The following is a 25,244-nucleotide window of genomic DNA, read 5'->3' on the forward strand; positions in this document are numbered from 1 at the left end:
ACCGCGGGCGGGCAGCCGATTAGGGAACTTCTCACCGGGCACCTGGACTAGATCCTGGCCGGGATCAGGTCCTGACACCAGTCTTAAGTAGCCGAATGGCGTGCATTCCAGAGTGACCCGCGTGTGCGTCGCACGAACGCCTCGCGCTGAGGCGGGTGCGTCACTCTATGAGCTGGCCACCACGGACGCCGCCCAGGGAGTCGAACGCCCATGGCAACACGAGGGCAATCAATTTCCTGGCCTGCCGAAAAGGCGTGTTACGTTCGCTGAGCTTGGAGCCTTCTGTTCGTTTTGCCCGGTGACGGTAGTTGGCCCTCGGCGGACGGGATACAGCGGTTTCTGGCTTTCCAACTGCAAGTTCGCGTTCGTTCGGTCGCGAGGGACAGGAGTGATGCACTGGTGAGTTCGCCTCGATATCTGCGCACGGGAACCGTTGCCGCCACGTTGGCTCTGGCCATGGCGCTGGCGGTTCCGGCCTGTAGTAGCAACTCTTCGGATTCGGGTGACAGTGGCTCGTCGGGTACCTCTTCTCCGGCGGCCGCCGCAGGGCAGGGCCCGGCGCGTAATCCCTATCTGGCCGCGGACAAATACGCGGTCACCCACCTGGACTCCGGCCAGACCGACACCTTCGACGACCCGGTACCGCGGGGCACCTTCCATATCGATCCGGCGCAGATGCCGCGCGTCGCAGTGGGCCCGGTCAGCATCATCACCCTGGCCGGCACCGACCCGAAGTATCGGTGGATCTCCTCGTCCGCGGGCGTGCGGTACGTCGACGTATCCGGCGGCGGATTCAAGGAAGTCGCGGGAATGGACGCCCCCGGTATCGCGCCGCTCTCCCCGTCGGCACTGGACTCGGTGCTGAATCAGAAATTCACCGATGTCGCCCAGATCGAGAACGCGGTGCGGCAGGACTGGGACGGGATGAGCTGGACCCGTATCGCCAACGGCGTCTACAGCCTGGTGGACAAGGACAATCGCGTCTACTACACGACCAACGATTCTCAGTTGTACGTGTTCGGGCTCGTGAACAACGACAAGCCCGAGGACGGCGTCCAGGTGATCAAACACCTTGACCTGAAGCCGTTCCTGGGCATCGGCACCACCGCCACGGGCCTGCCGGAGAACGTGGTCGGGGTGAATCTGACCTACGACGGACACCTGCTCGTGGCCGCCACCCGTGGGCTGCTGGCCTTCGACCGCGCCAACCTCGACGCCGCCCCGCAGCGGGTGCGTTTCGGTGACGACGAGACCGTGTCGAACTCGATGTCGGTCGACGAGCACAACGGCGTTTACATCGCCTCGAACAAGATCATGCACAAGATTGTGTGGACCGGGTCGAAACTCTCGACCGACGAAGCCGACGGCGCGTGGTCCTCGCCCTATGACACTGGCCGCCGGCCCCCGGCGGTGAAGTTCGGCACCGGCACCGGCTCGACCCCCACCCTGATGGGATTCGACGGCAAATCCGATGAGCTGGTCGTGATCACCGACGGCGCGGACCAGATGCATCTGGTCGCGTTCTGGCGCAACAAGATCCCCGAAGGGTTCCAGCAGAAGCCGGGCACCAAGTCCAACCGCATCGCCGACCAGGTCCAGGTGACCGCGGGCCTGCCCGACCCGCTACCGGAGTTCGTGCAATCCGAACAGTCGGTCGTGGTCAACGGGTACGGCGCGTTCGTGGTCCAGAACATCGGCAGCGGCGGCGAACCCGACCGGCTCATCGACGTACTCGCCAACGGCCCGGTCGATCCCCCGCCGCACGGCATGCAACGCTTCGAGTGGGACCCCGCCGGGCACCGCTGGAACTCGGTGTGGGCACGTGGCGATGTCGCCTCGACCTCCATGGTCCCAGCCATCTCCAGCACCACCGGGATCGTGTTCGTCAACGGCTACAGCAAAGCCGACGGCTGGGAAGTCACCGGCCTGGACTGGAAGACCGGAGAAACCGTGCACCGCACCATCTTCGGCCAATCCAACCTCGGCAACGGCGCCTACGCCATCATCGAAGGTCTCCCCAACGGCGACCTGCTGTTCAACAGCATCGGCGGACCCTTCCGCGCCAAGATCGCCAAGTAACTCCCAGCACTGACCCGACGGCCTGCCCCGATCCCATCGGGGCAGGCCGCGACGCATCAGCCCGGACCGGCGACCGGTTCCGGAACCAGCTGAGCCCCATGCGATTACATCGGATCGTGCCATTGGCGGCGGCCCGGCCGACTCGTTCGAGATCGGGTCGGTGCGGTATTCGGTCCCGCTGCCGCCCTATGGTTGCTGGAGATGAACCGGGCTGCCGCCGCCGCTTGAACTCAGCCCACCGCCGGGCTGAAGGAGGCCATACTGTGCTGCATCTGCGCGTCGTTTCTCCGAGTGAGCGGAGCAGCGAAGTGCTGCGCATTCTGGTCGCGGATCCCGGTGCCACCCATGTGACGCTCGCGCGCGGTGCGGCCGTGGATCCGCCCGGCGATGTGATCGAAGCCGATCTGGCGCGTGGCTCCGTCAATACCGCGGTCTCCGCGCTCAGCGCTCTGGATCTTGCTCGGACGGGCAGTATCTCGTTCGCGCCGACGGGAATCATGCTGTCCAGCGCAGGGCAACGGGCCGACGCCGCAGCACCGCGGCCGCCGGACCAAGCAGTGGTGTGGGAGCAGTTGCTCGAGCAGTCGCGCGAAGGGGCCCGCTTCACGCCCACCTTCCTCGCGTTTCTGACGATCGCGATTCTGCTGTCGGCGGTCGGGGTGACGACGGCGTCGCCACTCACTTTGGTCGGCGCGATGGTGGTCGGGCCCGAATTCCGGCCGCTGGCAGCGCTTTCGGTGGGGTTGGTGCGCCGCGATGCGCGGCTCGTGCGGGCTTCGGCGCGCACCCTGGCCATTTCGTTTCCGGTCGCGATGGCGATCACCGTGCTGGCCACGCTGTTGTGGGTCCGCCTCGGCTGGATCGGGGTCGGCAACGTCGAGAGCGCCCACGCCTTCGACTTCATTTACCAGGTTGGGCCGTTCTCCTTGGTGGTCGCCCTGCTGGCAGGGGTGGCGGGGATGCTGGCCGTAGTCACCTCCGCCTCCGCCGTGCTGGTGGGTGTGTTCATCTCGGTGACGACAGTGCCGGCCGCCGGATTGGCGGCTGTCGCGGCCTTCGCGGGAAAATGGCATGCAGCACTGAGCTCGCTCGCTCAACTCGGCGTCAACCTGATCGGGATCGTAGTCGCCGGGGTAGCCGTGCTGCTGTTACTGCAGTTCGCCGACCGCCGCGACGGCGTACTTCCGCGCAAGCGCTGATCCGCTTCGGAACTCGACTCCAAGGTCCGTTGATCCAACTCCGCCAACGACTTCCGGCCGGTTCATCGGTCGACACCCCGGAGCTCCAAGGGTTGCCACAAGTTCGCCTGATGGTGTCATTATTGCCCCATGAGTGCACGCCACGTCGATCTTCCCCGCTCGCCGCGACGACTATCAGCTTATGTTCGGGTACCGATGGTGCTGATGGGGGTGTCTGTCATATTGCTGGGATGTTCGACCGGCGCGGATCACAAGGGTGATGGCGCCTCGCCGCAGAGTTCCGACACTCGCGCAGCGGATGCACGGGCCGAGGAGGAGTGGGCCTACTCGGTCGGCATCCAGAACTACGTGTTCGGACTCCCGCTGACGATCTCCGAGCGGGAACGCACACTGCGGATGGACCCGGCCGCGCTGGAGAAGGCCAAGGCGTACGCGCCGGCAGCTCCGCTGAACCAGATCGGCCACATGAAAAACCTGGCCACGGCAAACGATGTCATGCCGTACACGCCGAACAATGACACCGTCTACAGCGGTGTGGGCATGGAGCTTCGCGATGAGCCGATGATCCTGACCGCCCCGGACATCATGGACAGATACTGGTCGGTCCAGGTCGCCGACACCTACACCAACAATGTCTTCTATATCGGCACCCGCGCGACCGGCGGCAAGGGTGGCGACCATGCATTCGTAGGACCGAACTGGCACGGTGAACTGCCGCCCGGCGTGATCGAGCATCGGCTGCCGAACAACAGCGCGATGGTGGCGATCCGCATCGGCGTGGTGCCCGGCGACGCCGCTGATCTCGCCAAGGTCAATGCGCTGCAGGACAAGTTCACCACGACCGCATTGTCCAACTGGAGCGATCCGGCCAAACACGGTCAAGTGACCGTGCCCGACCTGGGCGCCCGCCCGCACTACACGGGCGATCTCGCGTACTTCCAGACCGTCGCCGATCTGGCCGCCGAGAACCCGCCGGCACCGGGCAACGACGCGGCCATCGAACTACTCCGCCGCGGTGGTATCACCCTCGGCAAGCCCATGGATATCAACGCCCTCAGCGAACCGATGCGAAAAGGCTTGGCCCGGGCGGCCGTCGACGGCCCGCAGGTCATGTCATGGAAGGTCAAGTACCGCGGCACTCCCTACCCCACCCGTTGGAACAACCTCGAGCCGGGCAACTACGGGGTCAACTATTTCGACCGTGCCGCCGGAGCGTTGGAGGGATTGTTCGTTCACGACCGTGATGAGGCCGAGTATTTCAGCAGCTACGAAGACGGCGACGCGACTCTGCTCGATGGATCACAGAAGTATGTGCTGCACTTCGACGCCGACCAGCTCCCGCCCACCCTGCCCAACGGATTCTGGTCGATCACCATGTACGGCGCCGATTTCCAGCTGGTGAAGAATTCGATCGACCGGTATTCCATCGGTGACCGAACCCCGGGCCTGGTCAAGAACCCCGACGGCTCCCTGGACATCTACATCCAGAACCAGCCCCCGGCAGGCCATGAGAGCAACTGGCTGCCCTCCGCACCCAGCGGACTGTTCCGTTTGAACTACCGGATCTACCTGCCCGTCGGCGACGCCAAAGATCCCGCGACCCTTGGCAAGTACCTTCCGCCCATCAAGAAGACCAGCTGAGAGCGCCGCTCCGGACTGCGGACCTCAGCGCATTGTGGACCCGACCCGTCCACCCAACTCTGGCCGGCAGTGCACGGAAATGCCGAATATCGAGCGCTCGTCACCGGCCGCTGATGTCGTACGGCCCAGTTCAGGTTCGGTCGGTGCGGGGTTTTCGCGTCGGAGTAAATAGCATCAGGTCGGCCGGTAATAGGACCTCGCCAGCGACGGCGATTGGCGAGTTCCGCTCTGTTGGCGGTGTGGCGTCGCCACGCCCGATTTCAGCGGTGGACGTGTCGTGGCGATTATGTGGACGCATCTACTCCGCGGTCCAGTCCGCGCGCACGGGCATCAAATGTGACGAAGTCCAACCGTGAAACGTGATGCAGGTCATTGCCCAAGGCGGCGTAGTTGGGCATCGTCGTCAATTCATTTTGGAAAGAACCTGGTTGGAGATGCCAAATGGCCGACCACAATTTTGCTTACGACCTCACGCTGGACGAGGTGCGACGGCGCAGCGCTGTCCTCGAGGCGCTCGGTGACGACTGGGATCCGGTCGCGGTGCTCGCCGAGGAAGAACTGGCGTACGACATGCTGTACTCGAATCTCGACGATGAGCAGCAGCGGATCTACGACGAACTCGTCCAGGCCGGCATCCTGCCGGATCGGGCGATGCGCCCTATCGCCGACTGATCTCACCGCCGAGCACGAACCATGACCGGTGTTCGGCTGGATGCCTCCAACGAGTCGCGACCTGGCCGCTCCGGCTCTCGGCTGCCACGCGTTCGGCATTAATCCCGGGCAACGTGCGCTCATGCCCGGGTTTCGGACGACCGGTGCAATCCCGCACAATCCGCTGTAGAACAGTGGTTTTTCGTGCCAATTTCAGTGTGAGAGTGCACGATCAGGCCCATCCGCGACGAGAGGCAACGACGCAGGCAACGTACTGTCCTGCCGCATACCGCGCTGACCGAACCGGCCAGCGGGGCGCCGGCTGCCGGATCCCGTTGCGGTGCAGACCATCCGCTTCTGCCGAGTTGAGTGCGATCGCCCGGACTGCGGCGCCTTGGCAGAATGCGCGGTATGCGAGTGACCTCCTACGAAACCATCGGTCCAGTCACGCGAGAACGATGGAATACCAACACCGTAGCCCGAATCGATGAGGTCGATTCGTTCTCGGAATTACTGACCGCCGTGGACTCACTTCGCGGAAAGTACGCGCCCGCACGGCTCCTGTGCAGCCTCGACGGTGTGGGCCAGTGTCAATACACCAGCATCCACGCCTCCTTCGATGATCGGCTCGGCTACGAAGAGCACGAGTTCGAAGAAGATGACTTCACCGCGGCACATCATGCCGACAACGCGCATATCGACCGCATCGCCGCGGTCCTCGACGATCCAGACTTGCGCGTCGAATGGGAGGCACTCGCCGGTACGCGAAACGGAGACGGAGCGGAGACCGACGTCAAGGCTCTCGTCGAGGTCAACCGGCAGCCCGATCGTGCTGTCGACGAGGTAGTGGTGGTCCAGCGCGTGCCGGTCAGTCGTGACGACCTCGCGCTTGTCGGGATCCCGAACGGCTATTTCGAAGGTGATTGGGATACCTTCCAGAACCACGCCATGGCGCGGCGAATGGCCATCCATGGCTATCGCCATATCGGTACCGGTGCTTCACTTCTCGGGTTCGACCGCCCCACTGCACCGACCAGCGAGCAAGCGCAAGCAGTCGTCGCCGATCTGGCCTCCTTGTACGGCGCCCCGGACTCCTCCGCCTGGTCAGAGCTCGCGACGACACTCTGCGGGCAGCGGATCTTACTCATCGGCTACACGGAGGACTTCGCCGACACGCTCGACATCTGACAGACAGGCATCTGTGCAGCCCCTCACGAGCGCCGTTACAAACATCCTCTATTGCCGCATACCGCGCTGACCGAACCGGCTACGGCAGGCCGGCCACGACACAGCTGAGCCCCGCCCCGGAACACCGGGCGGGGCTCAATCAGTCTGTGCGCGTGGCGATTCGACCGAGACTAGACGTTGAAGCGGAATTCGACGACGTCGCCGTCGACCATCACATATTCCTTGCCTTCCATCCGCACCTTGCCCGCGGACTTGGCGGCGGACATGGAGCCGGCGGCGACGAGGTCGTCGAAGGCGACGATTTCGGCCTTGATGAAGCCGCGCTCGAAGTCGGTGTGGATGACGCCGGCGGCCTTGGGGGCGGTGTCGCCCTGGTGGATGGTCCAGGCGCGGGCTTCCTTGGGGCCTGCCGTGAGGTAGGTCTGGAGGCCGAGGGTGTGGAAGCCGGCGCGGGCCAGGGCGTGCAGGCCGGGTTCGGTCTGGCCGATGGACTCGAGGAGTTCGAGGGCGGATTCCTCGTCGAGTTCGAGGAGTTCGGCTTCGACCTTGGCGTCGAGGAAGATGGCGTCGGCGGGGGCGACGGCGGCCTTCAGTTCTTCCTTCTTGGCCTCGTCGGTGAGGATCGACTCGTCGGCGTTGAAAACGTAGAGGAACGGCTTGATGGTGAGCAGCGACAGTTCCTTGAGCAGGTCGGTGTCGATCTGCGCGCGGGCGGCGAACAGCGTTTTGCCGCCGTTGAGGATCTCCTGCGCCTGCTTGGCGGCGTCGGCGACCGGCTTGCGGTCCTTCTTGACCTTGGCTTCCTTCTCGAGCCGGACCACGGCCTTCTCGAGGGTCTGCAGGTCGGCGAGGATGAGCTCGGTCTCGATGACCTCGATGTCGGACAGCGGGTCGACCTTGCCGTCGACGTGGATCACGTCGTCATCGGCGAACACGCGCACCACCTGGCAGATGGCGTCGGCCTCACGGATGTTGGCGAGGAACTTGTTGCCCAGCCCCGCGCCTTCGGACGCGCCCTTCACGATGCCCGCGATGTCGACGAACGACACCACCGCGGGCACCAGCCGCTCGGAGGAGAAGATCTCGGCCAGCTTGCCCAACCGCGGGTCCGGCAGCGGCACCACACCGACATTCGGCTCGATCGTGGCGAACGGGTAGTTCGCGGCCAGCACGTCATTGCGCGTCAGGGCGTTGAACAGCGTCGACTTTCCGACGTTGGGCAGGCCGACGATTCCGAGGGTGAGACTCACGAGAGTGGGAGTCTACCCGTCGCCCCGGACCGGGCGGTCACCCCAGGTCCGGGGCTGCCACGCCGTTCAGGCCCGCGGGGTGCGGCCGAGGTAGGCGAGCAGTTCGGCGACGACGGGGGTGTCGGTCGCGGGGGCGTCGGTGACGACGGGGGCGAAGACGCCGTAGTCGCGCAGCGGCTCGATGAGGCCGCGGGAGGCGGTGAGCAGGTGGGCGGCCAGCTCGTCGGTGAGGGGCGAGGGCTGGCCGGTGCCGATGGCGATGTCCCAGGCGTGGACGGCGGCGTCGAGGGCGCACATGACGGCGGCGACCGGGGTGGGGAGTTCGCCGTGCGGGAGCGGGGTGGGGACGGTCTCGGTGTCGTCGGTGACGGTGGCCCAGGCGGTGGCGGTGGGTTCGATTGCGGCGGAGACCAGTTCGGCCGCGCCGCCGTCGATGCTGCCGGACGGCTCGAAGGGGTTGTAGGCGGGGCCGTCGCCGATGCCGAGGAACTTGGCGTAGGCCAGCTGGTCGCCCGCGGCGTGCTGGACCACCTGGGTGACCGTCCAGTCGGAGCAGGGGGTGGGGTTGTCCCACTGGTCCGGCCCGACTCCGGCGACGACGTCGGCGAGCGCCCGGTGGGAGGCGGCGAGCACATCGCGCCAGACCGGGGCGAGGGTGGTGGCGGGCGAGTTGTCGGTCTGCGGGTTCGCGTTCATTGTTCTTGCCTCTCAGGTCGTTTCGATCCGTTGAGATAAAGGTATGACCCGATTAGGCTAGATTTCTTCCTAATACTTACAGCCGAGCGAAAGGAATCGGTGTGACCTCCCCCACAACCCGTTTGCTCCGCCTGTTGACACTCCTTCAGGAAGGCACCCATACCGGCCGTGACCTGGCCGAACGCCTGGATGTCACCGACCGCACACTGCGTCAGGACATCGCTCGGCTGCGCGATCTCGGGTACCCCGTGCACGCCGCCCGTGGGCCGGTCGGCGGGTACCGGCTCGGGCAGGGGGCCACCATGCCTCCGCTGCTGCTCGATGACGACGAGGCCGTCGCGGTGGCCGTCGCCATGAATGTGGCGGCCGACGGCAGCACCGGAATCACCGATATCCAGGCCAATCTCGAACGCGCCCAATCGAAGCTGGACCGCATCCTCCCGAAACGGCTGCAACGGAAGGTCACCGCCCTGCGCACGGTGACCGATATCGGCCCGGCCGTCACCGGCTCCCGGGAGCCGGACGCTCCCGTGCCCGCCGAAACCCTCGCCACCCTGGCGACCGCCATCCGCGGCGCCACCACCCTCCACGCCGAGGGTGTGGAGTTGGAGCCCTACCGGCTGATCAGCTGGCAGCGCCGCTGGTATCTGGTCGCCTACAGCCTCGCCACGCATGCCTGGCAGGCGCTGCCCGTGGCGTCGATGTCCGAGATCCGGCCCGGTGCACGCCATTTCGCCGCACGAGCGCTACCCGACGCCGATCTCGTCGCCTTCGTGCTGCGTGAAATAGCCTCCACCGGTTGGCAAGTCCACGCCCGGGTCACGGTGCTGGAGCCCGCCGAGACCGTCATCGCCCGAATCAACCCGACGGTCGGCGTAGTGGAGCCGCTCGACGACTCCTCCTGCCTGCTGCTGACCGGGGCCGACCGCCTGGAGACGATCGCCATCTACCTCAGCATGCTGATGATGGACTTCCGCGTCGCCGAGCCGCCGGAACTCGTCGCGCATCTGCGCACCCTCGCCCGCCGCTACGCGGCCGCCACGGAGTGAGGGTTACCGCGCGATCGTCTGCTCGGACAGCACCGTGAAATGACGGACCGTTCCCGACAGTTCCGGTAGCTCGACGGGTGCCGTCCAGGTGCGGAATCCGTCGAAACTGTCACTGTAGAAGTACTTTTCTTCGGTGTACGCGTCGAAGTAGATCCGATGGCCGCCGCTCGGCAGTGCGACCACGCACTGTCCTTCCCGGGGCGCACCCCATCCGGCCCAGTCGCCGAGGCCGATGAACCGGTACGGCCCGAGCGGATGCGGGGCGACCGCGAGCTCGATGAACTTGGTGGATTCGTTCTTGGCGAAGGCGTAGTAGCTCCCGTTGTTCGCCACGATGGTGGTGTCGATGAAGCCGAGGTGACCGGGCCGCTGCGGTCCGATGCCGATCAGCGGAATCGGCGGGCTCCAGATGGGGCGCGCCGGGTCGGTCGCGATCATCAGGTAGGGGGTGAACCCGTGCCCCTGCGAGATGGAGACGAGTACACCGACGAAGCCGGGCATGTGGGTGAACCACTTCGGCGCCCAGGCGGCTTCGGCTTTCGGCACCGGGACGGGGTAGTCGGACACATGGGTCCAGTTGATCCGGTCGGTACTGCGCGCGAATCCGATCGTATGGCCGTCCCCGGCCGTGGTGTAGGTGATGTAGTACGACCCGTCGGTATGTCTCAGCAGACTGGGGTCTCGAACCAGCCCGGCCGGGGGCCGATAGGCATTCGCACCGAGCAGCTCGAAGTTGGTCGCGTCCTCGGATTCATAGACATACAGCTCGGAGTCACTGCCGTTGGTGAACGCGGTCATCGTGTACCGGGTCCCCGCGGCTGCCCGCGCTACCGCCGGCCGCGCCCCGGCCCCGGCTCCTAGCGAGAACAAGGCGATCGAAGCCAGTACGGATCGACGATTCCAGCGGATCATGTCCATCCACCGGATTATTCAAGGCCCGATTGCCGACACGTAGCCGCCGCGCCGCGAAATTCGCGATCGCGGTCACCTTTCCAGAGCGGGTACGAGCTCGGTTTCGGGAATCTCGGTGCCGTGCAGCGAGGTTCCGGCGGTTTCGCGGAGGAATACGCAGGCGACCAGTCCGATGAGTGAAGCCGCGACCATATAGCCCGCTGGGAACAGCGACCAACCGGTGTGTTCGATAACGGCCTCGTTCACCAGCGGCGCGGTACCGCCGAACAGAGCCGTGGACACGTTGTAGCCCAAGGCGAATCCGGCGTACCGGACGTGAGTCGGGAAGATCGCCGGGAAAGTGGAGCTGATCGTCGACAGCTGCGGCACATACAGCAGTCCGAGCACCACGAATCCGATGACAGCCCAGACGGTTCCGCGCCCCATCAGCCAATACATGGGTATGGCGGCGACCGCGAGCCCCACCAGCGAGACCAGCCACATCGGACGCCGGCCGACCCGATCCGACAGCCGGCCGAAGAACGGCAGCGACACCATCATCACCAGCTGGCCGATCAACATCATGGCGGTGGTGGTGGATTCACCGAGGCCGATCGTCCGCTGCAGGTAGGTGGGCTGGTACGTGAGCAGCGTGTAGTTCACTACGTTGAGCGCCACGACCAGGCCGATCAAGGTGAGTAGTTCACGCCGGTAGGTGGTGAGCACCGCGCGCAGCCCGCCCGGCGGGGTCTCCTCTTCGGACAGCTCGGTGAACACCGGCGACTCGTCCAGCCTGCCGCGCAGGTACCAGCCGGTCAGGCCCAGCGGCACGGCCAGCAGGAAGGGAATACGCCAGCCGCCCGCGTACATGGCGTCCGAGCCGAGGGCCAGCTGACAGGCCAGCACGACCGCCGAACCGCCGACGAATCCCGCGAGGGTGCCGAATTCGAGGAAGCTGCCCAGGAATCCGCGGCGGCGATCCTCCGCGCATTCGGCAAGATATGTTGCGGCGCCGCCGTATTCGCCGCCCGTGGAAAAGCCCTGCACTATGCGCAACAGAATCAGGAGAATAGGCGCGAACACCCCGGCCACGGCATGAGTCGGCAGCAGACCGATGGCCCCGGTAGCCGCCGACATGATCAGGATCGTGGTCGCCAGCACGGCTTTCCGCCCGATCCGATCGCCCAGCGGCCCCCACACCATGCCGCCCAACGGCCGTAGCAGGAACGAGACCGCGAACCCCAGCATGGTCCCGAGCGTCCCCAGTGATCCCGGGAAGAAGGCGGAGGTGAGATACCCGGCCGTGGCCGCATAGACCCCGTAGTCGAACCACTCGGTGGCATTGCCCATGGCGCTCGCGGCAACCGACCTCCGCAACGGAAGCCCGGCGTTGCTCGATTCCGTCATCTCTCGCATGTAACAAACCGATACCCACGCTAACTGTCCACAAACCGCGACGGCCGCGAACGCCCCACCCCCGCCCTACGCCACCAGTGCCTAAACCCGAACGTGATCGTTCCCATACGACGGTCGATTTCGTCAACCGCGAGCACCGATTCCGCCCACGGGGGATGATCCGATGACGATCCGAATGTGCCTCGGAGGGGACATGAGCGACGGAATCGGCGGCGAGCCGATCGATTACCGCACGGACTCGATCGGCGCGGCCCGCCAGGGCACCAACCCGACCGTCCTCACCCGTATGCAAACCGGCTGGGCGGTCATCGGTTCCACCCAGCACCTCCCCGGCTATTGCCTCCTCCTCCATGACGGCACCGCCGACCAGTTGACCGACCTCCCCCGCCCTGACCGTCTGGACTTCATGCGCGACCTGATCATCCTCGGCGAGGCGGTCGAACAAGCCTGTCGTGCAGCTGATCCCGCGTTCTGGCGAATCAATTACGAAGTCCTCGGCAATAGTTGGCCGCACCTGCACGGCCATGTTCACGCCCGCTATCGCTGGGAACCGGACCGATTCCGCACCGGCCCGGTTCACCTCTACGGTTCGGCGCGCAACGCTCCCGAGCATCTCCTCGGACCGCAGCACGATGCCCTCCGTGACGCGATCACGGCCGCACTCGTATCGATGCTCGGCCGGGATTGATCGCCGCTATCAGTTGCCACAGGTTCGCCGTAACACTCATCGGTGGACACACTCGGGGCTGTATACACCCACGCGGGCAGGTCAGTCCCCTGGCCTGACCCGATCTCATGCCCTTCAATTAACGAGCACTATCATTGCTAAAAATTAGCTGAATTCACCGATGTGCGGGGTCCTGCACTCAACCGATGGAGGATGCGTTGCCCAGACGATCGAAGTTCCGTCCCACTCGCACGACCCTCGCCCTGCTCGCGACCGTGGCGGTAGCCGCGACCGCGGCGGCCTGCTCGTCGGACTCCTCGTCCTCGAAGTCCACGTCGTCGACCGCCGCCGATCGCGACGAGGCCGCGGTGAACGCGTACGTCTACACCTACCCGCTGGTGACCATGGAACTGACTCGGCGGCAGCAGACCAATGTCCCGGCACCGGATCCCGCCAAGGGCGTCGCCCCGATGAATCAGCTGGCGCCCTTGAACTTCCTGCCGGACGCGAATTTCAAGAATGTCGTCCGCCCGAACGTCGACACCCTCTACACGTCGATGCTCTTCGATGTCGCCAAGGAACCACTCGTGGTCACCGTGCCCGCCATGGGCGATCGCTACCACCTGTTCCCGATTCTCGACATGTGGACCAATGTGGACCACTCCGCCGGTCCGCGCACCATCGACGACGCGGGCAAGGGCTACCAGTTCGCCATCGTCGGCCCGAACTGGAAGGGCGACCTCCCCTCGGGCGTCCACGAGTACCGGCTGCCGACCGACGGCGGCTGGATGCTCGGCCGGATCCAGATCGACGGCGCCGACGACATCCCGAACGTGACCGCCATCCAGGACAAGATGACCGTGGTCCCGCTCAGCTCCTACAACCAGCCCTACTCCCCGCCGCAGAACGCCGACCTGCACCCCGAGTGGCCGTCGAATCAGCCCGTCGCCGAGTACATCCACAAACTGACCCCGCAGCAGTACTGGGACCTGTACTACGAGAGCCTGTCCCACACCCAAACGCGCCCTGACGACAAGGACGCGCTGCGCCAATTCTCGGACATCGACTGGAGCCCGAACCAGAAACTGGACCTGTCCACATTGCCGAGCGCCGACCGCACCCGCTGGGAGCAGGCGTATCCGACGGCCCTAGGCAAGATCGAAACCGACATCCAGAACAAGCCGGTCAATGGCTGGAAGACCGCGCGCACCGATATCGGCAACTACGGCACCGACTTCAGCGCCCGCGCCATCGTCGCCTACGCCGGCCTGGGCGCGAACCTCCCCCAGGACGCCCTCTACCCGGGAACCCACGTCGACGACAAGAACATCCAACTCAACGCCGACCACAACTACGTCCTACACTTCCCCGCCGACAAGATCCCCCCGGTCCACGGCTTCTGGTCCCTCACCCTGTACGACGGCAAAGGCTTCTTCGTCCCCAACCCCATCAACCGCTACGCCCTCCGCGGCGAACGCCTCCCCAAGAACCCCGACGGCTCGGTAGACATCTACATCCAACGCGAAACCCCGGGCCCCGCCAAAGAATCCAACTGGCTCCCCGCCCCCGCCACCGGCGACTTCAACTTGATGCTGCGAACCTACTGGCCCGACCAGAAGATCATCGACGGCACCTGGAACCCACCCGCCGTCACCACCAACTGACGAGCCGGCGGGACCGGCCACAATGACCTGATAATTCCGGCCTGGGTAATACGTACAGGACGGTCCGCGACATGATCGACCACGCGGATACGGATTCGTTGTCGATGCCGCATCGATGGCTGGATGAACCTATGTCGAACACGGTCTGGCTTTTGCGCCAGGAACTTCGCGCGGATCCCAGGATCGCGGACTCGACAACGAATCTGGAAGCCGAGGTTTCGGCGCTGTCCGCCGCGAGAGTGGCACAGTTCGGCATCTGGGAGATCCGCCGCTCGGTCACGCCCCCGCTGCGCGCGCTGTTGTTACATCATCCCCATGGAGCGCCGAATCTCGGCAAGCCGATGGCCGATCATCTCCGCGAGTAGCTCTTCTTTCCCGGCGGCAACGGCTTCCTCGCCGCCCACCCGTTCGACGAACTCCCCGCGGATGTCCTTCCACCGCGAGTACCCGCTCATCGGTTCCCCTCCATTACTTTCCGCCCCGCCGGATCGAGTGGCTCTGCCGCTGCTTCTGCCAGTGGCACGGCACCCGCGAAGTATAGGAAAAACTATCCCAACCAGGGCTGTTTCAGGCGACTTCCGACAACTGGTACCGGTTGCACAGGTCGGCCGTCGCCAGGGACCGAGTCTCAAGCCCTCATGTAGATGAGAAGTTCGCTCCATCGGCGCATGATCAAGTCGGTGTAGAGGTCGGCGGTGATGTCGTACGCACCCAGGGCGTAGCCGTCATTGGCTTCGACCAGCGCGGTTCGGCCGTCGGCCAGGACGCCGAAGTCGATGCCGTATGCGCTGGGCGCGGTGCCCGAACGGTGGTAGGCGGTGACGGCGGCTTGCACGACGGTCAGGTCGAGGGAGATGGCTGGGTCGCCGGCGTAGTGATCGATGGAGACGACTCGTTGATCGGTGACGTAGACCCGGTATTCGGCGACCCAGTCGACCAGCTCGGAGCACCAAACCCGTTGGCGGCGGCTGATGTTGCCGAATGCGGCGATATCTCGCTCCGAGTAGCAGACCGCGCCGGTGAAGCTCTTGCGCCGGTCGGCGGGCTTGACGAAGGTGGCCGGGATGGAGCCGCTGTCGAAGGCACGCTCGACTTCTCCCAGAGTCGCGGTCCACACCTTCCGCCGGAGAAACTCGGTCAGAACGGCGGGATAGTCGTCGGGCTCGGGTACCGGGACTCCCAGTTGGCGCATGGCTCCGTGCATCGCGTCCATGTCGCCCGCGATGAACACGTCCGGGCCTAATGCCAACTGCCGACGATGGATCCGCTTGATCGTGTAGTACCGCACCGGAATCCCGCGCCGCGTCAACCCTTGCTCCAGCAGCGTCTCCTCGTGCCGCATCGGCCCCTTGCCGGAGTACTGGAGGAACGCGGTGGCGAACATCCGCCAATCCTGCCCTACCGGACCGCCCGGATTCGTGTTCGAAAGCGAGCGGCATCCAGACCTACAGCAGGACAATTGGTTTCGTGGAGGATCGAATGCGGGCGTGGTCGTTTCCTGGCAGTTACGAGGATGGGCGGGGGCGGGTGGCGATCAAGTGGCGGATCGAACCGTTTGCGGTGGCGGGGTGGGCGGGAGGGTACGAGATTTCGACGGTGGTTCGGGGGATACCGCTCAGCGGGGGTGATTTGGATTGCATCGAGCCGGATCCGCCTGACCCCCGGGCGCGGACGGTGCTGTCGCTCGATGATCGGTTCGACGCACTCACACAATGCAGGCTCACCGGCGAGTTGCCGTGCACTGTCGCGGTCTCGGGGGTTCGGCGAGCGGAGGTCGTCCGCTTCACGTTGGATCTCACGCCGGATGCACAGCGCGACACGCTGCGTCTCAGCTTGGCGCTGAACGGCGCAACGTACGAAACCGATTGCCACGCTTTTGAAACCGGGCTACGGGAACTGATCACGGCGTTGCCGGAGGGCACATCGCTGGTGTGCTGCTACACCTGCCTGTACGCCGATTACCCTCCGGTGAGCGGCCCGATCATGGGTATGCGTTGTTACCGCGAGGCCAAGGAGCAGTATCTGGCGGTCAGAGCCGAGCCTGACATCTGGAATGTCCCGGCGACCGAGACGGTGCCCGAAACCTATCTATGTTCGCAGTACCGAGTCCGCATCCCCGGCACCGGTTACCGCGGATAGCGCTGGGACGATTTGTGGGGCGGGCATGGAGGCGGGGATCAAACCCGTGACGTCCCCACAGCCTGGATGACCTCTACCAACTGAGTTACTCCATGCTCAGGTTCCTGGTATCGATGTCGTCTATCCAATATCGTCGGCTAACGAGGAGGGTCGGCGACAAAGACAACCGGCTGGCCGGTGATGCGCGCGATGGTGGCGAAATCATGGTCGTCACAGAGGATTGTGAGCCGGTGATGTTCCGCGGTGGCGGCGATGAGTAGGTCGACGGGCCCGGCCGACCGATGCGTTCCCTGCTCGGTCATCAGCTGTTGAACGGCTTCCGCGCGTTCGTAGACCCGGTCCGGCATCGCAACCCACCCGAACAGGTCCCGCAGCAGTCGCTGCTTCTCCAGCCTGTCCGCCAATGACCTTGCCGAATAAAGGAATTCAAGTTCGACAGCAGGGCAGGTCGCGATGACTCCTGCCGTCAGCTGATCCATCCACGACTGACGAAGCTTGTCCTGCAGAATCCGAAAGAGGCCCGACGTGTCGATGAGATAGAGAGCTGGAGTCACTTGCGGTAGGCCGCCTTGTTGTCGAGGAATTCATCGAAGTCGCCGCGATCGGCCATCTCACCCAGCCGGGCAAGGGCACGAACGCGCACCAGCCGCTGTCCCACTTCCCGAAGCGCGGCATTGACCGTGTCCTTCTTGGTCTTGGTACCTAGCACCTCGGCGGCGATCGCCAGAGCTTCTTCGTCGATCTCGATGGGAGTCTTCGAGCCGGCCATTTCGCAACCTCCAGATGTCCAGGAACTCCTAGTCGGATATCCAAGGCTACCAACTGCCGTGACCAGGCACAATGACGGATTCGAGCGCCCGGCGGTCGGCTAGCGGCCGCCGAGGCCGGAGAAGGCTATGCCTCGGACGAAGGCGCGTTGGGCGAGGGCGTAGACGAGGAGGAGGGGGAGGAGGATGACGGTGGCTGCTGCCATGAGGAGGGGCCAGTTGGTGGAGTATTGGCCTTGGAGGCGGACGAGGCCGAGGGTGGCGGTGGCGTAGTCGTTGCGTTGGATCATGATCAGGGGCCAGAGGAAGTCGTTCCAGACGGTGATCCAGGTGAGGACCGCGAGGACCATGACGGCGGGTTTGGTGTGTGGGAGGAGGACTCGCCAATAGGTCTGCCAGGGGGTGCAGCCGTCGAGGGTGGCGGCTTCTTCCAATTCCACTGGGAGGGTTCGGAAGAACTGGCGCATGAGGTAGGTGCCGAACGCGCTGCCGAAGAGGCCGGGGACGATCATGGACCAGGGGGTGTCCATCCAGCCGAAGGCGCGCATCAGCAGGAATTGCGGGATGACGGTGACGGTCAGCGGGACCATGAGGGTGGCCAGGTAGCCGAGGAAGAGGGCCTCGCGGCCGGGGAACTCCAGGCGGGCGAAGGCATAGCCGGCCAGGGAGCAGAAGAAGACTTGGCCGATGGTCACGCAAGCCGCGTAGATGACGGTGTTCAAGAGCATGTGGCCGAGGGGGATGGAAGCGAAAGCTTCGCGGTAGTTGGACCATTGGGGGTGGGACGGCAGCGGGGCGGCGTCGGTCAGTTCACCGTCGGATTTCAGGGAGGCCGAGATGGACCAGAGGATCGGGGTGAGGGCGCACCAGGCCACGGCGATCAAGGCCAGGTAGGTGAGGACGGCGGAGATCAGGCGACGGTTCATCGGTCCACCTCGGCGCGACGGGACAGCCACTGCTGGACGAGGGTGAAGGCCAGCAGGATCGCGAAGATCACCCAGGCCAGGGCAGACGCGTAGCCGACTTCGTAGAAGCGGAAGGCGTTCTGGAACAGCATGATTCCCAGGACATAGGTACCGGTTTCGGGGCCGCCGTTGCTGCCGGTGAGAGCGTACGCCTGGTCGAAGGCCTGGACGGAGTTGATGACCGTGATGACGAGGACGAAGGACAGAGCGCCTCGGATCAGCGGAATCGTGATGGAGACGAACCGGCGGAAGCCACGGGCGCCGTCGATCCTCGCTGCCTCGTAGAGGTTTTCGGGTACGCCCTGCATGGCGGCCAGCAGAATCACCGTCGCGAAGGGCACCGACTTCCACACCGTGACCAGGCTCAAGGACACCATGGCCCAGTGCGGGTCGGTCAACCACGGGATCGGGCCCACGCCGATCCAGCCCAGCAGGATATTGGCGAGACCGTCATCACTGGCGAAGATGAAGCGGAAGACCACCGCCATCGCCACGGTCGACGCCACCAACGGCAGGAACGCGATGGTGCGGAAGACCCCGACGGCCCGCAACTTCCGGTTCAGCAGCGCGGCGACGGCAAGGCTGATCACCACCGTCGGCACCAGGGTCAGCACCGTGAACACCGCCGTATTCCGTAGCGCGATATAGAACAGCGGATCCTCGGAGAACAACCGCCGGTAATTCGCCGCCCCCACGAACCGCGGCGGACTGAACAGATCCCACGAGTGAAAACTCAGATACAGCGAGAACCCCAGCGGGAACAGCATGAACACGAGGATCGCGGCCACATTCGGCGCCACGAACAACGTCCCGGCCCGCGCCCGCCGCCGATCCAGCTCCGATCCCCGTCTCATACCGCCGCCCGCAACAACTGGTCGATATCGGAAGACGTCTGCCCACCCAGCGATTCCGCGGACGCCGCACCCCGCAACACTCGATTGCAGCCCCGCTCGAGCAGCGCTTCCACCTTGCCCCACAAGGGCGTCACCGCCAGCGGACGAGAATTCTCCGGTCCCTCGGTGAAGACCTCCAGATTCCGCACCCCCGGATGCGCCGCCGCGAATCCGGCCGACCGCATGGCCGACCGCAATACCGGCACGAACAGACCCGATTCGGCGATGATGGCCTGCCCTTCCGGCCCGGTCGCGAACTTCACGAACTCCCACGCCTGTTCCCGCCGCGGACTGCTCGCGGCGATGGCCAGCCCGGTGCTGCCGATGTCGGTGATCGCCCCGGGTCCCCCGTGCGGCCCGACCGGCAGCACCGTCACGTCGAAGTCCAGCCCGTCCCGGTCGGCGAACTCCGAGTACAGCCAGTGCCCGCCCATGAGCATGGCGGCCTTCCCGCTGCGGAACAGGTCCTGCGCCGAAACGGACTGCCGGTCGCCGACACTGGGCGCGACTCGATGCCGCACCGCGAGGTCGGCGTAGAACTGGAGCCCGGCCGCGAACCGCGGGTCCCCCAGATTCGTGTGGTCGGGCCGCACCGGCGGGCTGAACCATTCGGTGCCGTTGTTCATCCCGAAGCAGGCCGCCGAGAAGTACGGCACCCACGCGTCCACGAAACCCCATTGGCGAGTGCGCCCGTCGGCGTCCCGGTGGGTGAGGGTCCGCGCGGCGGCGAGGAACTCGTCGAAGGTCCATGCCGCGGACCAGCGCACCGGCGGCTGGATCCCGGCCTCGGCGAACAGCTTCCGGTTGTAGTAGAGGAACACCCCGGACCATTGCTCCGGCAGCGCGTACTGCCCGCCGCCCCACACGAATGTGTCACGCAGCGTGGCGTATCCGTCCGCCCGCAGCCGCGCCGCGTAATCCGGTTCCCGATCCAGGAATTCACGCAGGTCGGCCAGCACCCCGCGATCGGCGAGCCCCGCGTATAGCAGCTCCCACGCCATCAGCACGTCCGGGCATTTGCCGCCCGCGCAGTAGGTGAGCATCTGCTGCAACGGATCCGGTCCGGACATGATGGTGCGGATCCGGATGTCGGGTCGCCGCCGCTGGAATTCGTCGATGATCCGCTGCCGCGCCCGCGCCTCCTCGGGCCGCGCCTGAAAGAAGAAGGTGACCGCGTCGTCGTCCCCGCCCGCGCAGCCGCCGGCGGCGAGCAGCGCACCGGCCGCGGCCGAGCGCAGCAGGGTCCGCCGGTCGAAACCGCCGCGCGCACCGCCGATCTCCCGTACACCGGCCGGGCGGGGGTGCTGCGGCATCGCGTCTCCTCGGGTCGCGGACGATCGCGGCGGGGGTCATGACTCGGGTGACGGGGCGGCCGGAAGGATATATCCGTGAACTAAACGAACTAATGCCACCACCGTGACGTGGATCTCGAACCAGCATGGCAGCATACGGGGAGCTACCCGCGACACGTCGAAAACACGCGAACTCGCGGGCATCGCACCGGATCGCAACACCCCCGCCGACCCCGGTACAGCGTCCCCCGGGCCAACCGAACCCGGCGGTACGAGATGCAGGTGAACGGCTGGTCAAAGCCGGTTCAGACGCATGTCGGTTGGGCTACGTTGTGACCATTTGAATCAGTGACCGTTGTACCGCACGGGAGAGTTGGCGCATGGCGACCATCGAGTACCTCCGGACGGATCCCGACCTACCACCGGTGGGCGTCGTGGACCGGACACCCATGACATCGGCGAAGAAGGGCATCTTCCTCGCCATCGCCGTCGTCGGCGCGATCGCCTGGGCCATCCTCGCGTTCGTGCGCGGCGAGAACGTGAACGCGGTGTGGATCGTCATCGCGGCCCTGTGCACGTACGTGCTCGCCTACCAGTTCTACGCGCGGCTCATCGAATACAAGATCACCAAGCCGCGTGACGATATCGCCACTCCCGCCGAGGAGATGGAGAACGGCAAGGACTACATGCCGATGGACCGGCGGGTCCTGTTCGGCCACCACTTCGCCGCCATCGCCGGCGCGGGCCCGCTGGTCGGCCCGGTGCTCGCCGCCCAGATGGGCTACCTGCCCGGCACCATCTGGATCATCGTCGGCGTGGTGCTCGCCGGCGCGGTGCAGGACTACCTGGTCCTGTGGGCGTCGGTGAAGCGCCGCGGCCGCTCGCTGGGCCAGATGGCGCGCGACGAACTCGGTGTGGTCGGCGGCGTGGCGGCCATCGTCGCCGTGCTCGTCATCATGATGATCCTGCTCGCCGTGCTCGGCATCGTCGTCGTGAATGCCCTTGCGGCGACCGAGAACAAGACCACCCACGTCCTCGAGGGCGGCAGCCCGTGGGGTGTGTTCTCCATCGCCATGACCATCCCGATCGCCCTGTTCATGGGCTTGTACCTGCGCTACCTGCGTCCCGGCAAGGTCGGCGAGGTGTCGATCATCGGTTTCGCGGCGCTGATGCTGGCCATCATCTCCGGCAACTGGGTCGCCGGATCCGGTTGGGGCCGTGACCTGTTCACGCTGTCGGGCACCACCATCTCCTGGATGCTGATCATCTACGGCTTCGTCGCGTCGGTGCTGCCGGTGTGGATGCTGCTCGCCCCGCGCGACTACCTGTCGACCTTCATGAAGATCGGCACCATCGGCCTGCTCGCCCTCGGTGTGCTCGCCACCATGCCGGTGCTGAAGGCCCCCGCGGTCTCCCAGTTCGCGAGCAACTCCAACGGACCGTCCTTCGCGGGCAGCCTGTTCCCGTTCCTGTTCATCACCATCGCGTGCGGCGCGCTGTCGGGCTTCCACTCGCTGGTGTCCTCGGGCACCACGCCCAAACTGCTGGAGAAGCAGTCGCAGGCGCGGATGATCGGCTACGGCGGCATGCTCATGGAGTCGTTCGTCGCGGTCATGGCCATCATCGCCGCGTCGATCCTGGACCAGCACCTGTACTTCGCGATCAACACCCCCAACATGACCTCCGCGCAGGCGGCGGCCGACAGCGTCAACAAGCTCGGCCTCAGCGGCAACCCGATCGACGCGCAGTACCTGAACGACGTGGCGGCGGGCACGGGCGAGTCCCGCGTCTACTCCCGCACCGGTGGCGCGCCCACCCTCGCCATCGGCATGACCGAGATCATGCACAAGTTCATCGGCGGCAACAGTCTCAAGGCGTTCTGGTACCACTTCGCCATCATGTTCGAGGCGCTGTTCATCCTCACCACCATCGACGCGGGCACCCGTGTCGCGCGGTTCATGCTCTCGGACTCGCTGGGCAACCTGGGCGGCGTCGCCAAGAAATTCCGCGACCCGTCGTGGTGGCCGGGCGTGTTCATCTGCTCCGGACTCGTGGTGGCCGCGTGGGGTTCGGTGCTGCTGATGGGCGTCACCGACCCGCTGGGCGGCATCAACACGCTGTACCCGCTGTTCGGCATCTCCAACCAGCTGCTCGCGGCCATCGCGCTGACGGTGGTGCTGGTGATCGTGGTGAAGAAGGGCCTGCTGAAATGGGCCTGGATTCCGGCGCTTCCGCTGGTCTGGGACCTGATCGTCACCATGACGGCCTCGTTCCAGAAGATCTTCTCGGGTGACCCGAAGATCGGCTACTGGACGCTGCACTACAACACCATCGACAAGCAGAACGCCTACATCGCGGCCCGCGACTCCGGTCAGCTGCCGAAGGGCATCAAGGATGTCGATGCGCTGAACGTGCAGATCAGCAATATGGACAAGATCATCCGCAATACCTTCATCCAGGGCACGCTGTCGATCGTGTTCGCGGTGATGGTGCTGATCGTGGCCCTGGTCGGCGTCTGGGTCTGTGTGAAGGCCATCCGCGCGGGCGGCAGCTCGACCACCGAGACCGAGGAAGTGCCCTCGAAGCTGTTCGGCCCCAAGGGGTTCATCGCTACCAAGGCGGAGCGGGAGGTCCAGCAGGAATGGGACGCCCTGATCGCCGAGGGCAAGGTCGTCACACCCGGCGCGAGGCATTGACGCGCCGATGACCACCCCCGACGCCCCGTCCACCGCAGGTCCGCTGCGGCGGGCGGGGCTCGCCCTCGTCCGGGCCGTGAAAGCCGTTGCCTGGTGGTTCAACTCGATCCTCGGCGGCAACGACTACGCCCGCTACGTGCAGCATCAGCGCCTGCACCATCCTGGCTGCGAGATTCCCACCGAGCGGGACTACTGGCGCGACCGGCACGCCGCCGCGACCAGGAATCCAGCCAACCGCTGCTGCTGATCCGAATGCCACGGCGCCCGCTGATCCCGCGGCGTTCGGGGTAGCTCCCCGGGTACACCCGAAATCGGTTCGCTCCCGAACCGCCGGCACGGGTGCCCGACGGTCGGCGGCCCCCCATCGCCCACTGAATATCCGGGAAGGCGGGGCAGTGGTGTCCGATTTCCGCTAGCGCGGGTGAGCTCGGGCTGACATGGTGGTATGCGTGAGTGCGAACGACTTGGACTTCGAGCGTTGCTACCGCGCCGTGGCCACCCGGGACTCCCGGTTCGACGGACACTTCGTGACCGCGGTGCGCACCACCGGAATCTATTGCCGCCCTTCCTGTCCGGCCATCACCCCCAAACGGGCCAACGTCACCTTCCTGCCGACCGCGGCCGCCGCCCAGCAGGGCGGATTCCGGGCCTGCCGCCGCTGCCTGCCCGACGCCGCCCCCGGGTCACCCCTGTGGAACACCCGCGCCGACCTGGCCTCCCGGGCCATGCGGCTGATCGGCGACGGCGTCATCGAACGCGGCGGCGTGCCCGCCCTCGCCAACGCCCTCGGCTACTCGCAACGCCAGCTCACCCGGGTGCTCACCGGCGAACTCGGCGCGGGCCCACTGGCTTTGGCGCGCGCCCACCGCGCCCACACCGCGCGACTGCTCATCCAGACCACCCGGCTACCCATGTCCGACATCGCGTTCGCGGCCGGATTCGCCAGCATCCGGCAGTTCAACGACACCGTGCGCGAGGTCTTCGCGGTCAGCCCCACCGCGCTGCGCGAGGAATCCCGGCGCCGCAACGGCGACACCCTGCCCGCCACCAACGGGCTGCTCACCCTGCGCCTGCCCTACCGCGAACCGCTGGACCGGTCGTGGCTGGAATGGTTCCTCGCGGCGCACGCGACGCCCGGGCTGGAGCTGTACGAGAACGGGGTGTACACGCGGAGCCTGCGAACGCCACACGGTCACACCACCATTCGGCTGTCGATTCAGCCCGGGCACGTGCGGGCGGCGCTGTCGTTGCAGGACATGCGGGACCTCGCGCCGACCGTGGCGCGCATCCGGCATTTCCTCGACCTCGACGCCGATCCGGTCGGTATCGACGAGGCGTTGACGGCGGGTATGGCGGGGATGCCGTTACGTGTGGGCCTACCCGGTGAGGCGCCGGGGGCGGATCCGACCGCGCAGCGGTCGAACAGCGCCTCGGCGGCAAGCAGTGCCGGGTCGCCGGCGAACGGTGTCGTGCCGCGTACGAACGGCGGTGTTCGGGCGAACGACATCGTGTTGCCCGCGGGCATCCGTGTGCCGGGCTGTCTGGACGGTCCGGAGCTGTTGCTGCGCACCATGATCGGGCAGCAGATCTCGGTGGCGGCCGCCAATACCCACACCGCGCGACTGGTGCAGCACCTGGGCGAGCCCATCGACGGGCCCATCCCGCACCTGTTCCCCACCGCCGAGGCCATCGCCGAACGCGGCTCCGAGGTGCTCACCGGGCCCGGGCGGCGGATCGACGCCATCGTCGGCGCGGCCAAGGCCCTCGCTTCCGGAGACCTGGTGCTGCACTCCGGCCGCACCGCCGCCGAACTGCGCCGCGACCTGCTGGCCCTCGACGGCGTCGGGCCGTGGACCGCCGACTACGTGACGATGCGCCTGCTCGCCGACCCTGACGTACTGCTGCCGTCCGATCTGGTGGTGCGGCGTGGGGCCGCCCTGCTCGGCGTGGATCTCACCGCGACGGCCCGCTGGTCGCCGTGGCGGTCCTACCTGACCATGCACCTGTGGAAGCACGCCCTGGCCAACCCCGAGCCACGGGCCTCCGCGAAAATCGAACCACTCGGCCGACGCGCCGCCCAGTGAGCACGCCGCCGACTCCC

Annotated in this window: 23 protein-coding genes; 13 read left to right on the forward strand and 10 right to left on the reverse strand. The window is 65.9% G+C overall.

Annotated features, from left to right (window positions below; translation table 11 throughout):
* Positions 1-399: 399 nt before the first annotated feature.
* The 5 genes from ABZ412_RS13080 to ABZ412_RS13100 all read left to right on the forward strand — a co-directional run bounded on the left by ABZ412_RS13080 (position 400) and on the right by ABZ412_RS13100 (position 6,758).
* On the forward strand, positions 400-2,079 hold the full coding sequence (locus ABZ412_RS13080; RefSeq protein ID WP_357280016.1) for a hypothetical protein: 1,680 nt from the start codon (positions 400-402) through the stop codon (positions 2,077-2,079).
* A 263-nt stretch (positions 2,080-2,342) separates the two neighbouring features.
* Positions 2,343-3,278, forward strand: a complete 936-nt coding sequence (locus ABZ412_RS13085) for a DUF389 domain-containing protein (RefSeq protein WP_357280018.1) — start codon at positions 2,343-2,345, stop codon at positions 3,276-3,278.
* 210 nt (positions 3,279-3,488) lie between these two features.
* On the forward strand, positions 3,489-4,919 hold the full coding sequence (locus tag ABZ412_RS13090; protein ID WP_357280020.1) for a DUF1254 domain-containing protein: 1,431 nt from the start codon (positions 3,489-3,491) through the stop codon (positions 4,917-4,919).
* A gap of 441 nt (positions 4,920-5,360) precedes the next feature.
* Positions 5,361-5,591: a DUF6400 family protein gene (locus tag ABZ412_RS13095; RefSeq protein ID WP_357280022.1), complete on the forward strand. Its 231-nt coding sequence runs from the start codon at positions 5,361-5,363 to the stop codon at positions 5,589-5,591.
* A gap of 390 nt (positions 5,592-5,981) precedes the next feature.
* On the forward strand, positions 5,982-6,758 hold the full coding sequence (locus ABZ412_RS13100; RefSeq protein ID WP_357280024.1) for a hypothetical protein: 777 nt from the start codon (positions 5,982-5,984) through the stop codon (positions 6,756-6,758).
* Positions 6,759-6,928: 170 nt separating this feature from the next.
* On the opposite strand, the gene ychF is transcribed toward ABZ412_RS13100, so the two are convergent.
* Together ychF and ABZ412_RS13110 are read right to left on the reverse strand one after the other, a co-directional pair.
* On the reverse strand, positions 6,929-8,008 hold the full coding sequence (gene ychF, locus ABZ412_RS13105; protein WP_357280027.1) for a redox-regulated ATPase YchF: 1,080 nt from the start codon (positions 8,006-8,008) through the stop codon (positions 6,929-6,931).
* 66 nt (positions 8,009-8,074) lie between these two features.
* The gene (locus ABZ412_RS13110; RefSeq protein ID WP_357280029.1) at positions 8,075-8,704 is read right to left on the reverse strand and encodes a TIGR03086 family metal-binding protein; all 630 of its coding nucleotides are present in this window, start codon (positions 8,702-8,704) and stop codon (positions 8,075-8,077) included.
* A 101-nt stretch (positions 8,705-8,805) separates the two neighbouring features.
* Here ABZ412_RS13110 and ABZ412_RS13115 point away from each other — a divergent pair, with 101 nt between their 5' ends.
* Complete coding sequence (locus ABZ412_RS13115; protein WP_357280031.1) at positions 8,806-9,753, forward strand: transcriptional regulator; 948 nt, start codon at positions 8,806-8,808, stop codon at positions 9,751-9,753.
* Positions 9,754-9,756: 3 nt separating this feature from the next.
* Here ABZ412_RS13115 and ABZ412_RS13120 read toward each other — a convergent pair whose 3' ends face one another.
* Complete coding sequence (locus ABZ412_RS13120; RefSeq protein WP_357280034.1) at positions 9,757-10,551, reverse strand: family 43 glycosylhydrolase; 795 nt, start codon at positions 10,549-10,551, stop codon at positions 9,757-9,759.
* Positions 10,552-10,737: 186 nt separating this feature from the next.
* Positions 10,738-12,051: an MFS transporter gene (locus ABZ412_RS13125; RefSeq protein WP_357280036.1), complete on the reverse strand. Its 1,314-nt coding sequence runs from the start codon at positions 12,049-12,051 to the stop codon at positions 10,738-10,740.
* Between the two features lie 202 nt (positions 12,052-12,253).
* Between ABZ412_RS13125 and ABZ412_RS13130 the strand changes: the two genes are divergently transcribed.
* From ABZ412_RS13130 to ABZ412_RS13140, 3 genes are all read left to right on the forward strand, one after another.
* Entirely contained in the window at positions 12,254-12,748 is a 495-nt protein-coding gene (locus ABZ412_RS13130) for an HIT domain-containing protein (protein ID WP_357280038.1), read from the forward strand.
* A gap of 197 nt (positions 12,749-12,945) precedes the next feature.
* Entirely contained in the window at positions 12,946-14,391 is a 1,446-nt protein-coding gene (locus ABZ412_RS13135; RefSeq protein WP_357280041.1) for a DUF1254 domain-containing protein, read from the forward strand.
* Between the two features lie 71 nt (positions 14,392-14,462).
* Positions 14,463-14,756, forward strand: a complete 294-nt coding sequence (locus tag ABZ412_RS13140) for a hypothetical protein (RefSeq protein WP_357280044.1) — start codon at positions 14,463-14,465, stop codon at positions 14,754-14,756.
* 263 nt (positions 14,757-15,019) lie between these two features.
* Here ABZ412_RS13140 and ABZ412_RS13145 read toward each other — a convergent pair whose 3' ends face one another.
* The gene (locus tag ABZ412_RS13145) at positions 15,020-15,775 is read right to left on the reverse strand and encodes an ATP-grasp domain-containing protein (protein ID WP_357280046.1); all 756 of its coding nucleotides are present in this window, start codon (positions 15,773-15,775) and stop codon (positions 15,020-15,022) included.
* 83 nt (positions 15,776-15,858) lie between these two features.
* Here ABZ412_RS13145 and ABZ412_RS13150 point away from each other — a divergent pair, with 83 nt between their 5' ends.
* Positions 15,859-16,530, forward strand: coding sequence for a DUF6304 family protein (locus ABZ412_RS13150; protein WP_357280049.1), 672 nt, complete (start codon positions 15,859-15,861; stop codon positions 16,528-16,530).
* A gap of 137 nt (positions 16,531-16,667) precedes the next feature.
* Here the strand turns inward: ABZ412_RS13150 and ABZ412_RS13155 are convergent, their stop codons facing one another.
* The 5 genes from ABZ412_RS13155 to ABZ412_RS13175 all read right to left on the reverse strand — a co-directional run bounded on the left by ABZ412_RS13155 (position 16,668) and on the right by ABZ412_RS13175 (position 20,468).
* A complete protein-coding gene (locus tag ABZ412_RS13155; protein WP_357280052.1) occupies positions 16,668-17,084 on the reverse strand; it encodes a PIN domain nuclease in 417 nt (138 codons plus the stop codon).
* Complete coding sequence (locus ABZ412_RS13160; RefSeq protein WP_357280055.1) at positions 17,081-17,299, reverse strand: type II toxin-antitoxin system VapB family antitoxin; 219 nt, start codon at positions 17,297-17,299, stop codon at positions 17,081-17,083. Before ABZ412_RS13160 ends, ABZ412_RS13155 begins: the two co-directional genes overlap by 4 nt.
* 99 nt (positions 17,300-17,398) lie before the next feature.
* Positions 17,399-18,223 carry a carbohydrate ABC transporter permease gene (locus tag ABZ412_RS13165; protein ID WP_357280057.1) on the reverse strand — a complete coding sequence of 275 codons (825 nt, stop codon included), beginning with the start codon at positions 18,221-18,223 and terminating at the stop codon, positions 17,399-17,401.
* A complete protein-coding gene (locus tag ABZ412_RS13170) occupies positions 18,220-19,098 on the reverse strand; it encodes a sugar ABC transporter permease (protein ID WP_357280826.1) in 879 nt (292 codons plus the stop codon). Before ABZ412_RS13170 ends, ABZ412_RS13165 begins: the two co-directional genes overlap by 4 nt.
* Before the next feature lie 14 nt (positions 19,099-19,112).
* Entirely contained in the window at positions 19,113-20,468 is a 1,356-nt protein-coding gene (locus ABZ412_RS13175; RefSeq protein WP_357280060.1) for a sugar ABC transporter substrate-binding protein, read from the reverse strand.
* Between the two features lie 359 nt (positions 20,469-20,827).
* Between ABZ412_RS13175 and ABZ412_RS13180 the strand changes: the two genes are divergently transcribed.
* The 3 genes from ABZ412_RS13180 (at position 20,828) to ABZ412_RS13190 (ending at position 25,227) form a co-directional block, all read left to right on the forward strand.
* Positions 20,828-23,143 (forward strand): carbon starvation CstA family protein, encoded by a 2,316-nt coding sequence (locus tag ABZ412_RS13180; RefSeq protein WP_357280063.1) that lies wholly within the window; start codon positions 20,828-20,830, stop codon positions 23,141-23,143.
* Between the two features lie 7 nt (positions 23,144-23,150).
* Entirely contained in the window at positions 23,151-23,390 is a 240-nt protein-coding gene (locus ABZ412_RS13185; protein WP_357280065.1) for a YbdD/YjiX family protein, read from the forward strand.
* Positions 23,391-23,580: 190 nt separating this feature from the next.
* Positions 23,581-25,227: an Ada metal-binding domain-containing protein gene (locus tag ABZ412_RS13190; RefSeq protein WP_357280068.1), complete on the forward strand. Its 1,647-nt coding sequence runs from the start codon at positions 23,581-23,583 to the stop codon at positions 25,225-25,227.
* Positions 25,228-25,244: the final 17 nt, after the last annotated feature.

Source organism: Nocardia sp. NPDC005746 (assembly GCF_040630785.1).
In the GTDB taxonomy this organism is placed as follows: Bacteria; Actinomycetota; Actinomycetes; order Mycobacteriales; family Mycobacteriaceae; genus Nocardia.

Bases quoted from the DNA above. Each gene is read 5' to 3' on its own strand.
- ABZ412_RS13095 (WP_357280022.1), top strand. From the start codon at position 5,361: ATGGCCGACCACAATTTTGCTTACGACCTCACGCTGGACGAGGTGCGA.
- ABZ412_RS13100 (WP_357280024.1), top strand. From the start codon at position 5,982: ATGCGAGTGACCTCCTACGAAACCATCGGTCCAGTCACGCGAGAACGA.
- ABZ412_RS13110 (WP_357280029.1), bottom strand. From the start codon at position 8,704: ATGAACGCGAACCCGCAGACCGACAACTCGCCCGCCACCACCCTCGCC.
- ABZ412_RS13120 (WP_357280034.1), bottom strand. From the start codon at position 10,551: ATGACCGCGTTCACCAACGGCAGTGACTCCGAGCTGTATGTCTATGAA.
- ABZ412_RS13125 (WP_357280036.1), bottom strand. From the start codon at position 12,051: ATGACGGAATCGAGCAACGCCGGGCTTCCGTTGCGGAGGTCGGTTGCC.
- ABZ412_RS13130 (WP_357280038.1), top strand. From the start codon at position 12,254: ATGAGCGACGGAATCGGCGGCGAGCCGATCGATTACCGCACGGACTCG.
- ABZ412_RS13140 (WP_357280044.1), top strand. From the start codon at position 14,463: ATGATCGACCACGCGGATACGGATTCGTTGTCGATGCCGCATCGATGG.
- ABZ412_RS13145 (WP_357280046.1), bottom strand. From the start codon at position 15,775: ATGTTCGCCACCGCGTTCCTCCAGTACTCCGGCAAGGGGCCGATGCGG.
- ABZ412_RS13160 (WP_357280055.1), bottom strand. From the start codon at position 17,299: ATGGCCGGCTCGAAGACTCCCATCGAGATCGACGAAGAAGCTCTGGCG.
- ABZ412_RS13165 (WP_357280057.1), bottom strand. From the start codon at position 18,223: ATGAACCGTCGCCTGATCTCCGCCGTCCTCACCTACCTGGCCTTGATC.
- ABZ412_RS13175 (WP_357280060.1), bottom strand. From the start codon at position 20,468: ATGCCGCAGCACCCCCGCCCGGCCGGTGTACGGGAGATCGGCGGTGCG.
- ABZ412_RS13180 (WP_357280063.1), top strand. From the start codon at position 20,828: ATGGCGACCATCGAGTACCTCCGGACGGATCCCGACCTACCACCGGTG.
- ABZ412_RS13185 (WP_357280065.1), top strand. From the start codon at position 23,151: ATGACCACCCCCGACGCCCCGTCCACCGCAGGTCCGCTGCGGCGGGCG.
- ABZ412_RS13190 (WP_357280068.1), top strand. From the start codon at position 23,581: ATGGTGGTATGCGTGAGTGCGAACGACTTGGACTTCGAGCGTTGCTAC.